This window comes from Polaribacter sp. WD7, from assembly GCF_003335085.1.
Taxonomy (GTDB): domain Bacteria; phylum Bacteroidota; class Bacteroidia; order Flavobacteriales; family Flavobacteriaceae; genus Polaribacter.
Genome location: NZ_QPEJ01000012.1, coordinates 98680 through 113973 on the forward strand (window position 1 = coordinate 98680; position 15294 = coordinate 113973).

A 15294-nucleotide genomic window follows, 5' to 3' on the forward strand; every position below is an offset into this window, starting at 1 on the left:
ATCTATAGTAAACCAGCTCTTTTTAACAAAGCATCTGGTTTAGGCTCTTTTCCTCTAAAATGTTTATATAATTCCATCGGTTTTACAGTGCCGCCTTTAGATAAAACAGTTTCTTTAAATTTAGTAGCTACTTCTTTGTCAAAAATTCCTTTTTCTAGAAAATATTCAAAAGCATCTGCATCTAAAACTTCTGCCCATTTGTAAGAGTAATACCCTGCAGAATAACCTCCTTGAAAAATATGGGAAAAAGAAGTACTCATACAATTTTCTGCCACATCTGGGTACAAATTAGTTTCTGAAAAAGCCTCAATTTCAAACTCTTTTATAGATGTTATTTCTGAAGGATTTTCACTATGCCATTTCATATCTAACAAACCAAAACTTAATTGGCGTAGCGTTTGCATACCTTCATGAAAACTAGCAGATTCTTTGATTTTTTCTACATATTTCATAGGAATAACTTCACCTGTCTCATAATGTTTTGCAAATAATTCTAGCGCTTCTTTTTCATAACACCAATTTTCTAAAACCTGACTTGGTAGTTCTACAAAATCCCAAGAAACAGACGTTCCAGACAAACTATTATAAGTTGTGTTGGCTAACATTCCGTGCAATGCGTGCCCAAACTCATGAAATAAGGTAGTAACTTCATTAAAAGTTAATAAAGAAGGTTTTGTAGGAGTGGGTTTTGTAAAATTACAAACAATAGATATATGAGGACGTTCGTTAACCTCGTTTTTTATCTGTTGCGGTTTATAGGATGTCATCCAAGCACCATTACGTTTACCCGATCTCGGGTGAAAATCTGCATACAAATAAGATACAAATTTACCATTGGAATCGGTAACATTATAGGTTTTTACATCTTCATGATATTTGTCTATGGTAAAAATTTCTTCGAAATTTAAATCAAACAAACGATTTGAAATTTCAAAAACTCCGTAAATTACATTTTCTAGTTTAAAATAAGGTTTTAACAATTCTTGATCTAAATCAAAAATTTCTTTTTTTAATTTTTCTGAATAGTAGGCACCATCCCATTTTTGAAGTAAGTCTATACCATCTAGTTTTTTTGCAAAGTTTTCTAAGTTTTTAAATTCTCTTAAAGCTGCAGGTTTTGCTTTTTTTAGAAGATTGTTTGAAAATTCGATTACTTTTTCTGGAGTTTCTGCCATTCGTTCTTCCAAAACAAAATGAGCATGAGTTTTATAACCTAATAAATTTGCTCTTTTATGGCGCAGTTTTACAATATCTAAAACAATTTGTTCGTTATTGTTTTTATTATCTTGAAAACCTTTTGCACCAAAGGCAACAGACATTTTTTTACGTAATTCTCTATGATCTGCATATGTCATAAAAGGTACATAACTTGGGTAGTCCAATGTAAAAATCCAACCGTCTTTTCCTTTTTCTTTTGCAAGCTGATGAGCAGTTTCTTTTGCAGATTCTGGTATGCCTGAAACCTCATTCTCATTAGTAATATGAAGTTCAAAAGCATTAGTTTCTGCTAGTACGTTTTCTCCAAACTGTAAAGATAATTTAGAAAGTTTGGTATCTATGTCTCTTAAAATGCCCTTATCTTCATTGTTTAGATTTGCTCCATTTCTAGAAAAACTCTTGTATTGCTTATCCAAAAGCATTTTTTGTTCAGGAGTTAATTCTAGTTTTTCTTTAGCATCAAAAACAAATTTTACTCTTTCAAACAAGGTTTCATTAAGAGTGATATCGTTTCTAAATTCACTTAACCAAGGAGAAATTTCTTGCGCTATTTTTTGAATATCTTCATTGGTTTCAGCAGAATTAAGGTTAAAAAAAATAGAGGTAATTCTATTTAATTTTTCGCCAGTAAAATCTAAAGCTTCAGTAGTATTTTTAAAAGAAGGAGTTTCAGGGCTTTTTACAATAGCATCAATCTCACCCTTTGCAATTTCAATTGCTTTTTTTATAGCTGGTTTGTAATGGTTATTAGAAATTTTTAAAAAAGGAGCGGTATTAAAATTGTCTAACAGTGGATTCATATTTTTTTATTTAAGAGTTAGCAAAGATAATTATTAAAAGAACAGATGAAAACCCCAACTAGCGTAAATATCTACTTAACGATAAAATCTTTTCATTTAACTAAAAAATATTATGCACGCATAGTAAAAAGTTAATTTTGGTGTATAGAATACTGACTTTAAAAGAAAAAGTTTCATTAAACGACAAGAGAGAACAATTCATAGAGTTTGTATGGCAAGTAAACGATTTTAAGGATATAAAGAGTGACTTTAAAGGAAAATCTTAGTCATATATAATAGAAAAGAGATTAGAATTATGAAAAAAATTAAAAATTACATCCCGCTTTTAGTAATATTTATTACAAATATAATTGTTGCTCAAATACCTTGTAGTAGTGGTTACAATTTAAATGGATCAAGTGATTTTATAACCATACCTAATACAGATGCTATAAACTTACAAAATACAAGAAATAGAACTATAGAATTTTGGTTTAGACCAGATGATATAACATCTAGACAGGTTATTTATGAAGAAGGTGCTCAAGTAAATACTCTGTTCTTTTTTATAGAAGCAGGTCGAATTTATGCTGGAGGGTATAGAAATAACGCGGGTAATAATGCAGATAGACGAATGTTTAGATCTGCAGCAGGTGATATAGCAGTGGGGCAATGGACTCATGTAGCATTAACTTTAGAAGATACTACTTCACCTGACTTAACATTTAAATTTTATTTGAATGGAGAATTAAAAGATACTCAAGCAGGGTTACAAATTAATACACACTCTGGAAACAATAGTATTGGTAGAAACGGTGGAGGTCTAAGATTTCCTACAAGCATAACTACTAATTGGAATGCAAGTGCTGTTGCTGGCTCTTCTACAGAAACTTATAACTCTACTTTTACAGACCGTATAAATAGTGCTTATAGTTTTGAAGGAAATATAGCTATTTTTAGAATTTGGAATGTTGCTAGAACAGAAACTCAGATAAATGATAATAAATCTACAATTTTAGCATCAGGTACAAGCTTGGTAGCGTATCAAGAAGGAGATCAGATAAATTATGAAGCTAACAATAGTTCTACAATAGGAGCTACTGCAAATGCTAATGGAAGCGGTACGACTTACTCTTGGTTAGGTAATACATCTACAACTTATTTTGATGATGCAAACTGGGATGGTTCTGCACCAGATCCAATAAGAACTCAAGAAGTTATCATTAATACTGGTACAAATCATCCAATAATAACGTCAGAAATAAATATTGGTAGGTTAACGCTTAATACAGGTGCAGAAATTACCGTTCAAAACGGAGCAACTTTAAATGTTTATTATTCTTTAACTAATAACGGTAAGATAATTGTGGAAGATGGAGGATCTTTAATATACCATGCTTGTGGAACACCTATAATTGGGTCAGGTACATTTGATATACAAAGAGCTACACCTAGTTATACAGAGCAATATTTTTATTCTTATTGGAGCTCTCCTGTAGTAGAAACAGACGCAACTCCGGGTCAAATTTTTTCTAATGCTCCTGTAATTTATTCTTTTCAAGCTAGTGCAGCAAATTCTGACTGGGCTTATAATGGAACTACAAATTTAAAACCTGGAGTAGGGTATGCAGTTAGAAGCGAAACCACAGGAGGTGAGTTGAGAACTTTTTCAGGAAAAATTATTGAAGGAGAAGTAAATGTTGATGTATTTTTTAGTTCTAACTTAGCAAGTACAGACCCAGACAATGTTTGGTCTACAGCAGGAGATAATTTAGTTGGTAATCCTTATACTTCTGCAATTGATTGGGATTTGGTTATTGCAGATTCTGACAATGCTGATATAGAAGGTACAATTTATCTTTGGAATCAAAACACTACAGAAGTAGGAGAAAACAATGTGTCAGATTATTTACAATATAATCCAACAGGAGGAAGTTCTAGTGAAGCTTCAGGAAAAATTGGAACAGCACAAGGTTTTTTTGTAAGAACTACAAAAAATAGTAGTATAACCTTTAAAACTACTCATCAAGTTGCTGCAAATAACAATCAATTCTTTAAAAGTGGTGTTAACAAAACTCCAAAAAAAGAAGGAAGATCTTGGTTTACATTTAGCAGAGGTAACCAAACTAATACTTTATTGGTTGGATTTTTAGACGGAGCAACCAATAGATATGATAGAATGTATGACTCACCTTTTAATGTCAATCAACAATCACTAGGGTTTTATTCGTTAGTTAAAGGAAATCAAAAAGTAGCTATACAAGGTTTACCTAAATTAAAAAAGGATAAAAAAGTAGTAAAATTAGGTTATACTGTTGATGTAGTTGGAGAATATTCAATAGGTATTCAAGAAGAATATATAGATGATAACTACTACATCTATTTGCGTGATACAGAGAAAAAAGTGACCACAGATTTAAGAAAAAGAAAATATACATTTACTATAGACTCTTTAGGAGAAAACACAACAAGGTTTAAATTGGTTTATACTAAAAAGAGAAGAAAAGCTTCTAATTTAAAATCAAATGTAAAAGAATCTTTATTTGTAGAAGAAATTGATTCTGAAGATTTCTCTGCTTATGTAGATTCTGCTAAAGAACTAATAGTAACATATGATTTTGATGAAGACAATATTAATACAGTTGCTTTGTATAACATCCAAGGAAAAAAAGTGGTTTCGTTTCAAGGAAATCAAATAAAAAATATATCTAATTTAACTTCAGGAGTGTATATAGTGAATGCAATTTTAATTGATGGTAGAAAAATAAATAAGAAAATAGTAATTGCCAATTAGGTAATTACTATTTTCTTATAAGTTTAAATATTAACTTTTTTAAGAATTAAGTGTTTTTTTAAACATGTATTGTAATAGATTCGTTTTTCTAACGACTTAGGTTTTATTAATCATATCTTAAAGATTCTTTTTCTTTTACCAAAGAAAATGGCATTTTAAAAACTTAACTAGTTACAAACATGAATAAAACTACTTTTTCAAAAACTTTCAATATTTTCAAAATATTAATTTTCACCGTTTGTCTCACTCAAGCTCAAACAGATTTTCCATATGATCCATTGCCTTTGTCTGACGGGGCTTTTAACAATACACTTACTATAAATACTTCTACAGAGTCTAACGCTTTTAATAATTTGCTATTAGGTAGTAATGTAGATTTTAATACTTCAATAGCAAGAATTTTGTTATCAAGAGCACCTTTATTTACTTCAGATGGCACATTAGTTAATGCTAGAGCAGCAAACCAAGGGTTTAATTCTTTAGAAGGTCAAGAATTTATTGCAGATAATGATCCTGTAGTACTTCGTTTTCCTCAAGGAGTTTTTGCAAATACGTATCATTGGGAGCCTGTATTTAATGACGAAGAAGAAGAAATTGCAGCGGCAGATTCTAGGCATATTACAGATCCTTTTGTTGTTGGAACAAGAGTAATATCTCAACACGATAGCCCTACAAGTGTTCGTATAGGTTACCCTTCTCTTAGAAAAATTTTTGACACAGCCGCTAGTAATGGTAAACCATTAGATTTACTAACTGTTTTAAGTATTATTGGAAACGATGCAGATTCTAACGGAAGAAGGTGGCAGTCTATGATAGAGGATGGACATAATGTTAGAGATATGGAGCTAGGAAACGAATTTTTCTTTAGAAGTCAAAGATCAGGAACAATAAATACTGAGGCACAATGGGTAGCAAGAGCAAGAGAAGTTGTAGCAAATATTAAAAATAGAGCAAACCAGGAAAATAGAGAAGTAAGATTTGCAATTCCAATTTCTTTTAGAGGAGGAGATCCTGCTCAAAGTACAACAACTAGAAATTTTCATCAAAGATATAATGATGCTATTACTGTAGATGAAAGCTTTTTTGATGCCATAGTTGTACACAGGTATGTAAATGCACAAAGAGAAAGTGGCAACAGACCAGAAAATTTAACAGAACAATCCTTAAGAGATTTAGTTTCTGCAAGTAGAATAATGGATCAATCATTAACCTATTCTAAAACTCAAGTATCAGAAGATAAAGATGCAATTTGGTTAACAGAATGGGGAGTTGCGGGTAGCGAAGAAGATGGTATTGGAGCAAGCTTTTTGGGTGCTGCAGATATTTATTCTCATATCATAAATAATAATGATCGTTTAGAAGTAGAAAGAATCAACTGGTTTTCTACAGTAGGGTTAAACGCTCAATATACTGTTAGTGGAAGTAGAGGAAATATACAAATAGGAACTACGGGTTACGGAGACGTGTACAGAGTTTTAAGAGATAACTTAAGAGATTCAGAATTGTTCAATAGTTCATCTTTAGAATCTCCTGAACTAAAAATTGAAAACAATACTCAAGAAGACAAACCGCTTCACGTTATTGCTGTAAGAAGACCAGATGGAAAACCTCGTTTACTTGTAACAAATAAAACAGATGTAAATGCTAGAATTTTTATTAATAGAGATGGTAATAGCGAAGATGTTGTAAACTATGCAGTAGATGGTATAAGATGGGGAAATTTAGCATCAACAACAACAATAGCATATTCAGACGCTCAAACTAGCGTAGATGCAATTATAATACCTCCATATTCATTAGTAAAAGTAGATGTTAGTTTTGGAGAAGGTGTTTCTGTACTATCTGTTGATGATTCTAGCATTGTAAATAATAGTAAATCTATTCAGGTATATCCAAACCCTGCCTCAAACAGATTCAATATTGCTCTTAATGGATTTGAAACAGCAAACATTGTTATTAGAGATGTACTGGGTAAAATAGTACTGCAAACAAAAACAGATGAAGAGAATTTACAATTAGATGTTAATGGAGTATTTGGTACAGGAGTATATTTTGTTACCGTCTTAGACGAAAATAGAAATTCTTACTTTAAAAGATTAATTGTAGAATAAGGTTATAGTTTATGAAAATATAAAACTAAGAAGGAAAATCTATGTCGATTTTTTTTCTTAGTTTTATATGTACATACAAGGTAGATTTGATAAAAACAGTATTCTTGATGCTCACTCTTGGTGCAAATATTCTATTTGCTCAAATCTCATATTTAAGAAATGTAACTACCATAAAAATAAAAGCTACTCATCAAATTAAAGGCGAAAATACTTCTGCAACTTTTTATAAATCTACTAAGAAAAAAGAAATTACAGATAAAGATAAATGCAGATCTTGGTTTAGATTAAAAAGAGGAAATACTTTTAGTTCAATTTTAATAGGATTTGTTAAAGGCGCTACAAACGAATATGATAGAATTTATGATGGACCTTTTAATATTAATGAAAAATCTTTAGGTTTTTACTCTTTAATTGAAGGAACCAAAAAAGCTACCATTCAAGGTTTACCCTTGTTAGTTGAGGATGAAAAAATTGTTTCATTAGGTTTTATAGTAGATCAAGTAGGGGACTATAGTATTAAACTTCAAGAAGAATTTATAGAAGATATCTATTACATTTATTTGGAAGACACAGAATTGGGTGTTTTTGTAGATTTAAATCAGCAAGAAGAATACCCTTTTACAATAGATACTGTGGGGGAAAACAATACTAGATTTAGAATTATTTATACTAAAGAAAAGAAAGAAATATTATCTAGAGAAGATGCTTTTTTTAACGACAATAATTTATCAGTATTTGTAAACTTAGAAAAAGAACTAATTGTAAAATATCCAAGATCTAAAGAGATAAATAAAATTACCTTGTATACCCTTTTAGGAAGAATGGTAAAAGTGTTTGAAACCAATAAAAACAAGTCTATTTCTGATTTACAAACAGGTGTTTATTTAGTTAAAATAGATATGAAAAGAGGTAATTCTATCACAAAAAAAATAGTGATTGTCAATTAAATTAACAATCACTATCGGGTTTTATTTTCTTACGCGTTCAGAAGCTTTTTCAACTTTTAATTTCAAGCCCTCTTTGTAAGTAATAATCTTATCTAAAACGCATTTGTCTGAAGCTCCGATAATTTGAGCTGCTAAAATTCCTGCATTTTTTGCACCATCTAAGGCTACTGTTGCAACAGGTACACCTCCAGGCATTTGTAAAATAGACAAAACAGAATCCCAACCATCAATAGAGTTTCTACTTTTTACAGGTACACCAATTACTGGTAAAGGACTCATAGAGGCTACCATTCCTGGTAAATGCGCTGCACCTCCAGCACCAGCAATAATTACTTTAATACCTCTGGTATGCGCATTTTTTGAATAGTCAAATAATTTTTCTGGAGTTCTATGAGCAGAAACAATATCTACTTCAATTTGAATATCCATACTTTCTAAAATATCAATTGCATCTTGCATTATTGGAAGATCAGAATCGCTTCCCATTATTATTCCTACCATATATTTTTTAGTTATCAATTGTCAACTTAAAAGCAATATATTATTGTTAATTGTTCTTACTAATTACTTTAATTGTTTCTTTTACCTGTTGTGCAATTACTCTTGCTGTATCAACATCTTTATTTACAATAGTAACATGCCCCATTTTTCTAAAAGGTCGTGTTTCTTTTTTTCCATAAATATGAGGTGTTACTCCATCTATCTGTAAGATATCATTTAAATTTTTGTAAATGACCTTACCAGAAAAACCATCAGCGCCTACTAAATTTACCATAATTCCTGCAACTTTACTTTCTGTGTTGCCTAAAGGAAGGTTTAAAATACTACGCAGATGTTGCTCAAATTGATTGGTGTAACTTGCTTCAATAGAATAATGTCCAGAGTTATGAGGTCTTGGCGCAACTTCATTTACTAAAATATCATCATTTTTAGTTTGAAACATCTCTACAGCTAATAATCCTATAAAATCTAAGTTTTTAACCACTTTAAGAGCTATAGCTCTAGCGTTTTCAGCAACTTTACTATTTATTCTTGCAGGACAAATAACATACTCTACTTGGTTGGCTTCTGGATGAAATTCCATTTCAACAACAGGATATGTTGTTGTTTCTCCATCTTTATTTCTGGCTACAATTACAGCTAATTCGTTTTTAAACGGAATTAACTGTTCAGTAATACATTCTACATTGGGTAAACCGTTTAAATCTTCTAGATTTCTAACAATTTTCACACCATTTCCATCATAACCAAAACGAGCTGCTTTCCAAACAAAAGGAAAATCGATAATACTATTTTCCAGAGCATGTTTCAACTCCTCTAAATAAGCATAATGAGCAAAAGGAGCAGTAGGAATGTGATGGTCTTTATAAAAGTTTTTCTGTCTTGCCTTACTTTGAATAATTCTAAGATCTTCTGGTTTTGGGTAAATAGACAAACCTTCTGCTTCTAGTTTATCTAAAGCATCTAGGTTAACATTTTCAATTTCTATAGTTAACAGGTCTACTGTTTTACCAAAATTATAAACGGCATCAAAATCTAATAAGTCTCCAACTACAAATGTGTTGCAAATTTTTGCGCACGGTGCATTTTTATTACTATCTAAAATAGAAGTGTGAATGTCAAATTTTTGAGTTTCTGCCAATAACATTCGTCCTAACTGTCCGCCACCTAAAACTCCTAATTTAAAATCTGAAGAAAAATAATTTTTCACGTTTGCTACAATTGTGTTTTGGCAAAAATACACAACTTAAATTTTCTATACTATTAAAAATTTGTGATTCGAAGTACAGCACCATTTTTAATGACGTTGTATTCTATTGCAGGACAAATAAAACCTTCGGTTTGAGGCTGTCCTCCTATACCAAAACCAACTCCATATTCACTGCCATCACAAGGGCATTTTAAAACAAGCCCTCGTTCAAAAGTCATAGGTTCATTGCAATTACCAGAAGGACACAATCTGTCGTAAGCAACAAAATCATTTCCGTTTACGTTTTGTAAAAGAATACCGTTGGTGCCTCCATTTAGCAGCACAAAACCCCCAGGTACTAAGGCGTTAATTAATTCTGGATTGTTTAAATTTACAGTTCTACTTAAGGGTAATTCCTGAATACAATTGTCTAAATTTTCATTGGTAGTACAGTTTACTAAAGCTAATAGAGTGATTATAAGGAGTGTTTTTTTAATCATAAGTCATGTTCGTTTCTATAAAAACGATGACAAGTTACAAATATTTTGTACATTTGTTTTTAATCTCATTCCTTTTAGGCGATGAGATTTTTATTTTAAATAGAACACATTATGAGCAACATATCGTATTATTCTGAAGAAGGATTAAAGAAACTGAAAGATGAATTGGTACAGCTTGAACAAGTAGAAAGACCAAGAGTAACACAAGAAATTGCAGATGCAAGAGACAAAGGAGATTTGAGTGAAAATGCAGAATATCATGCAGCTAAAGAAGAACAATCTCATTTAGAAACTAAGATTGCAAAATTGAAAAATGTAATTGCCAATGCACGTATTTTAGATGAATCTCAGTTAGATACTTCTAAAATATTAATTCATTCTAAAGTAAAATTAAAAAATACTACTAACGGAATGGTGTTTGACTATATTTTGGTGGCAGATTCTGAAACTGATGTAAGAAATGGCAAATTATCGGTAAATTCTCCTATTGGGAAAGGATTATTAGGTAAAAAAGTAGGTGAAATTGCTGAGATTAAAGTACCTAATGGAATCATGACTTTTGAAATTGTTGAAATTTCTAGATAAGTTCTTTTAGAAAAGATATTCAAAATAACTTTTGTAAACGTAAAATTCAGGTTTTGGCACTGCTAAAACCTGAATTCTTTTTTTATATTTACTAACCACTAACCACTAACCACTAACCACTAACCACTAACCACTAACCACTAACCACTAATCACTAACCAATGAGCATATTTACAAAAATAATTAACGGAGAAATACCGTCTTACAAAGTAGCAGAAAATGATGATTTTTTTGCCTTTTTAGATATCAATCCGAATACTAAAGGACATACTCTAGTAGTACCTAAAAAAGAAGAAAATAAGATTTTTGATTTATCTAAACAAAACTATCTGTCTTTAATGGACTTTTCTTATAAAGTAGCCAAAGCTATAGAAAAAGCAGTACCTTGTAAGAGAGTTAGTATGAGTGTTATTGGTCTAGAAGTACCTCATGTTCATGTACATTTAATTCCTTTGCAAGGTATGGTAGACGCACAATTTGTTAATAAAGTAAAGTTATCTGAAGAAGAATTTATTGCTACAGCAAAACGTATTGCCTCCTATTTTGAATAATATGAAATTATGGATAAAAAATGGTTTGGGTTGGGGTATTTGGATGTTTATTGCTATGACTTTTGTTTGGCCATTAATAGAAGGAGAAATTATTACTTTAAAATTAGTAATTGTAAAATTTATTTTTTGGATGCTAGCAGGTTTGATTTTTGGTTATATAATGACAAAGTTTCAAAAACAAAGAAAGCCCTAAACTTTATCCAATAAAATCTCAAACGTAGTTCCTTTATTGAGTTCAGATTTTTGTACAATTATTTTGCCTTTATGATAATCTTCAATAATTCTTTTAGAGAGTGATAAACCAAGACCCCAACCACGTTTTTTAGTGGTAAAACCAGGTTTAAATATTTGTTTAAATAATTTTTTAGGCATTCCTTTTCCGGTATCAGAAACTGTAATTTTTACCCTTTTAGACGTATTTTCTATATGTAATTTCAATTCCCCTTTACCTAACATAGCGTCAATTGCGTTTTTGATGAGGTTTTCTATGACCCAACCAAATAATTCTGTGTTCATATTGGTATAAATTTCATTATCAGTAGTTAAAAATGAAAATGAAATTTGTTTAGAACTACGAGATTCTAAATAATCGAAAGCGTGTTTAGAAATAGTAACAATATTTTCTTTTTTTAGTTCAGGTACAGAGCCAATTTTAGAAAAACGATTGGCAATGGTATTTAATCTATGTACATCTTTTTCAATTTCTTGAATATAAGTTTCATCTACTTTTTCCATTTTTAAAATAGAAATCCAACCTAATAAAGAAGACAATGGAGTACCAATTTGATGGGCTGTTTCTTTAGCCATTCCTGTCCATAGTTTATTGGTTTCAGAAGCTTTGTTAGAACTGTAAAACAAATATACTACAGACAAAAAGAGCATTAGAATTAACACCAATGCTAACGGATAATAGGTTAATTTATTGAGCAAATCAGAATCTCCGTAATAAACATATTGTTTATTATTTTCTAAAAAATTAATTTCAATAGGCTTGTTCTGATTTTTCATAGATAAAAGCCTTTCTTTTAAGTAGTTTCTATTCTTGGCTTTAAGAGAGTCTATATTTCTAGAATCTATAATTACCCCGTTTTCATCTGTCAAAATCATTGGGATATTTTTAATTTTCTCAAAAACTTTAGTTTCTAGATTAAAACTTGCATTTAAATCAGAATTTTCTGAGAATTCTTTAATAGCAGACGCCACAATCTCAATCTTTGCACGCTCATCAATCTTAAATCGCTTAAAAAAGATATAGGTGTTCCAAAGAATTAAAGAAACAATTACCAATGAAATAAAAATAGCTACTCGCTTAAAAAAAGTACTGTTTGTTAAAAAATTCATTAAAACAAATATAATGGTTTCAACTATATAACAAGTTTAAAGATTAGATAGTATCTTTAGAGAACAAAAAATTATACAATGCTTTCTATAGATCCAAAAGAAATATCAACAGGAAAATTACATGGGTACTTATTGGGTGCAATTGCTCCAAGACCAATTGCTTTTGCTAGTACTATTGATGCTGATGGAAACCCCAATTTGTCACCATTTAGCTTTTTTAATGTGTTTGGTTCCAATCCACCAATACTTATTTTTTCTCCTGCCAGAAGAGTTAGAGACAACACAACAAAGCATACTTTAGAAAACGCTTTAGCTACCAAAGAAGTAGTTATAAATGTAGTAAATTATACTATTGTACAACAAATGTCTTTAAGTTCTACAGAGTATCCTGAAGGAGTTAATGAGTTTGAAAAAGCAGGATTTACTATGTTGGCATCAGACATCATTAAACCGTTTAGAGTGGCAGAATCGCCAGTGCAATTTGAATGTAAAGTAAACGATGTTATCTTTACAGGTGATAAAGGAGGAGCAGGAAACCTTGTAGTGTGCGAAGTAGTAAAAATTCATATTGCAGATGATGTTTTAGATGAAAACGGAGCTATAGATCAGCACAGAATAGATTTAGTTGCAAGAGCAGGGGGTAGTTATTATTCGCGGGCAAGAGATGGTTTTTTTGAGATCCCTAAACCAATTAGCACTTTAGGAATTGGAGTAGATACAATTCCATCAGAAATTAGAAATAGTAGCATCTTGACAGGTAATAATTTAGGAATGCTCGGAAACGTATCACAACTGCCACCTAAAGAGGCTGTTAATAACTTTGGGAAAGAACACCCTGAATTTGTTGGATTAGAAACCACAAAAAAACATACATTTGCTCAAGACTATTTAAATAAGAACGATGTAGAAAGTGCTTGGAAAGTACTTTTATTAAATTAGAAATTATGGAAGTTATTGGTAAAATAAAATTAATTGGTGAGGTGCAAACTTTTGGTTCTAACGGATTTAGAAAAAGAGAATTAGTAGTTACTACAGATGAGCAGTATCCTCAAATGATAATGGTTGAGTTTGTACAAGATAAAACAGATTTGTTAAACAATTACAAAGTTGGTCAAGATGTTAAAGTTTCTATCAATTTAAGAGGTAGAGAGTGGATTAACCCTCAAGGTGAAGCTAAATATTTCAACTCTATTCAAGGATGGAGAATTGAAAGTTTATCACAACAAGGAGCACCAAGTAATTTGCCTCCTGTAGATCAATTTGAACCAGCATCTAATATTTCTGATGAAGAACCAGATGATTTGCCATTTTAAGAATCTAAATTTTTAGAAATACTATATAAAAAAAGAGAATTCACATTTTTTGAATTCTCTTTTTTTAGTTTCATAATAAAATGAATGACCTAAGATGTACTTTAAAATATCTTAACCTTCTTTTTTTGGCATTGGTCCACGCAAATGAATAACTAATCCGTTTAGAAAGTTTCGTAAAAACTGATCTCCACATTCTACATATTTTGGATGGTCTTCTTTCCTAAAAATAGCCCCCAGTTCACCTTTAGTTACTTTAAAATCTACCAGAGCACAAATATCAATAATATCTGTGTCGCGTAATTTATGTGCAACTCTTAGCTTTTTAAAAATATCGTTGTTTGTTAATCCCATAGAATGTAAATGTAGTAATTTTAAGTTACTACTTTAAAAATAGCCCAAGCATAAATTGCAAAACGAGCAAAACGAAATAATCCAAATAATACTACATTTTTAAACGGATATTTAATCATACCTGCAGCCATACACGAGATAGAAAAGGGTACAGGCAATAGTGCTCCAACTAAAATTAAAAAACCACCCCATTTTTTTGAATTTTTTAGATGTTTCGCCATTTTTACTTCTAGATAAGTTCTTAAAGAAGCTATTTTAAGTGTTAATTTTCCAATAAAATAAGATAGTAAACCACCTGCATAAGATAGTGTGGCTAATATAGACAGGTTTATAATAGGTTCTGGTGTTTTCTTAGTCCAAGCAATAAATATTTCAGGAGGTATTAGACCAAGTAATGTTTCAGAAGTAAAGAAGAATGTAAAAATACCAGGTCTAGAAAATGTATCTGTAATAGATTCTAGACCTTCATTAATATTGTATACGTATTCGTTAATTAAAAAAAGTGCAATAACAACAACTACAATAGGTATGAATGCTTTTTTTAAACTTTCCCAAATAAACATATAAAAACCAGTTCTAGAATAGTAAAAGTGCATTAATTTTGCCTTTTCAGTATTGGTTTTTATTCTCTTTTTTCTTGTCATTTAAGTTTCTATTAATTTTTGAAACGGTTTGCAAAAATAAGCACTTAAGAGAAATAAATATAAAAATAAATTTAGATTAACGCATTTTTATGAATTCATTAAATTCACATTAAAATTTATAGATGATTTGGCTTTCAGAACATATTGCTTTTCCTCCTTATGAATATACTACTGATGACGGAATTATTGCTTTGGGTGGTGATTTATCTGTAGCGCGTTTAATTCACGCATATGAAAACGGAATTTTTCCATGGTATTCTAATGATGAACCTATAGTTTGGTATTGCCCTCAGAAAAGGATGGTTTTATTTCCTAATGAATTGAAAATATCAAAATCTATGCAAAAAATAATTAACGTGAGTTCGACTTAACTTATATCTATATTAGGCAAAAATCTTTGAATTTTAATACTAGGTTTCTTGTCAAGGAAAGAGTAAGCTGTTAAACCTGCGATTAAATTCCCTAAAAAG

16 protein-coding genes are annotated in these 15294 nt (G+C 30.6%); 9 read left to right on the plus strand and 7 right to left on the minus strand.

The features are described from left to right. Positions 1–2: 2 nt before the first annotated feature. Entirely contained in the window at positions 3–2018 is a 2016-nt protein-coding gene (locus tag DUT90_RS01040) for a M3 family metallopeptidase (RefSeq protein ID WP_114424858.1), read from the minus strand. Between the two features lie 295 nt (positions 2019–2313). On the opposite strand from DUT90_RS01040, the gene DUT90_RS01045 reads away from it, so the two are divergent. From DUT90_RS01045 to DUT90_RS01055, 3 genes are all read left to right on the plus strand, one after another. Beyond that, positions 2314–4791 (plus strand): LamG-like jellyroll fold domain-containing protein, encoded by a 2478-nt coding sequence (locus tag DUT90_RS01045; RefSeq protein WP_114424859.1) that lies wholly within the window; start codon positions 2314–2316, stop codon positions 4789–4791. 179 nt (positions 4792–4970) lie between these two features. Beyond that, positions 4971–6902, plus strand: coding sequence for a T9SS type A sorting domain-containing protein (locus DUT90_RS01050; RefSeq protein ID WP_114424860.1), 1932 nt, complete (start codon positions 4971–4973; stop codon positions 6900–6902). Positions 6903–7009: 107 nt separating this feature from the next. After that, complete coding sequence (locus DUT90_RS01055; protein WP_258848475.1) at positions 7010–7849, plus strand: T9SS type A sorting domain-containing protein; 840 nt, start codon at positions 7010–7012, stop codon at positions 7847–7849. Between the two features lie 21 nt (positions 7850–7870). On the opposite strand, the gene purE is transcribed toward DUT90_RS01055, so the two are convergent. The 3 genes from purE to DUT90_RS01070 are packed head-to-tail and all read right to left on the minus strand — an operon-like array spanning position 7871 to position 10039. Continuing rightward, on the minus strand, positions 7871–8350 hold the full coding sequence (purE, locus tag DUT90_RS01060) for a 5-(carboxyamino)imidazole ribonucleotide mutase (RefSeq protein ID WP_114424862.1): 480 nt from the start codon (positions 8348–8350) through the stop codon (positions 7871–7873). 46 nt (positions 8351–8396) lie between these two features. Further along, positions 8397–9560, minus strand: coding sequence for a 5-(carboxyamino)imidazole ribonucleotide synthase (locus DUT90_RS01065; protein WP_114424877.1), 1164 nt, complete (start codon positions 9558–9560; stop codon positions 8397–8399). 53 nt (positions 9561–9613) lie between these two features. Then, complete coding sequence (locus DUT90_RS01070; RefSeq protein WP_114424863.1) at positions 9614–10039, minus strand: phosphoribosylaminoimidazole carboxylase; 426 nt, start codon at positions 10037–10039, stop codon at positions 9614–9616. Positions 10040–10150: 111 nt separating this feature from the next. Between DUT90_RS01070 and greA the strand changes: the two genes are divergently transcribed. The 3 genes from greA (at position 10151) to DUT90_RS01085 (ending at position 11368) form a co-directional block, all read left to right on the plus strand. Next, entirely contained in the window at positions 10151–10624 is a 474-nt protein-coding gene (gene greA / locus DUT90_RS01075) for a transcription elongation factor GreA (protein WP_114424864.1), read from the plus strand. Between the two features lie 161 nt (positions 10625–10785). Beyond that, complete coding sequence (locus DUT90_RS01080; RefSeq protein WP_114424865.1) at positions 10786–11175, plus strand: HIT family protein; 390 nt, start codon at positions 10786–10788, stop codon at positions 11173–11175. Position 11176: 1 nt separating this feature from the next. After that, positions 11177–11368 carry a hypothetical protein gene (locus tag DUT90_RS01085; protein ID WP_114424866.1) on the plus strand — a complete coding sequence of 64 codons (192 nt, stop codon included), beginning with the start codon at positions 11177–11179 and terminating at the stop codon, positions 11366–11368. Here the strand turns inward: DUT90_RS01085 and DUT90_RS01090 are convergent. Then, entirely contained in the window at positions 11365–12516 is a 1152-nt protein-coding gene (locus DUT90_RS01090) for a HAMP domain-containing sensor histidine kinase (RefSeq protein ID WP_114424867.1), read from the minus strand. The genes DUT90_RS01085 and DUT90_RS01090 overlap by 4 nt on opposite strands. Before the next feature lie 78 nt (positions 12517–12594). On the opposite strand from DUT90_RS01090, the gene DUT90_RS01095 reads away from it, so the two are divergent. Together DUT90_RS01095 and DUT90_RS01100 are read left to right on the plus strand one after the other, a co-directional pair. Beyond that, on the plus strand, positions 12595–13455 hold the full coding sequence (locus tag DUT90_RS01095; protein ID WP_114424868.1) for a flavin reductase family protein: 861 nt from the start codon (positions 12595–12597) through the stop codon (positions 13453–13455). Positions 13456–13460: 5 nt separating this feature from the next. Continuing rightward, positions 13461–13829: a DUF3127 domain-containing protein gene (locus DUT90_RS01100; protein ID WP_114424878.1), complete on the plus strand. Its 369-nt coding sequence runs from the start codon at positions 13461–13463 to the stop codon at positions 13827–13829. Positions 13830–13940: 111 nt separating this feature from the next. Here the strand turns inward: DUT90_RS01100 and DUT90_RS01105 are convergent, their stop codons facing one another. After that, on the minus strand, positions 13941–14180 hold the full coding sequence (locus tag DUT90_RS01105; RefSeq protein ID WP_114424869.1) for a DUF1456 family protein: 240 nt from the start codon (positions 14178–14180) through the stop codon (positions 13941–13943). Between the two features lie 20 nt (positions 14181–14200). Next, positions 14201–14824 carry a YqaA family protein gene (locus DUT90_RS01110; RefSeq protein ID WP_114424870.1) on the minus strand — a complete coding sequence of 208 codons (624 nt, stop codon included), beginning with the start codon at positions 14822–14824 and terminating at the stop codon, positions 14201–14203. Positions 14825–14946: 122 nt separating this feature from the next. Between DUT90_RS01110 and DUT90_RS01115 the strand changes: the two genes are divergently transcribed. Beyond that, on the plus strand, positions 14947–15195 hold the full coding sequence (locus DUT90_RS01115; RefSeq protein WP_114424871.1) for a hypothetical protein: 249 nt from the start codon (positions 14947–14949) through the stop codon (positions 15193–15195). The last annotated feature ends 99 nt before the right edge of the window (positions 15196–15294 follow it).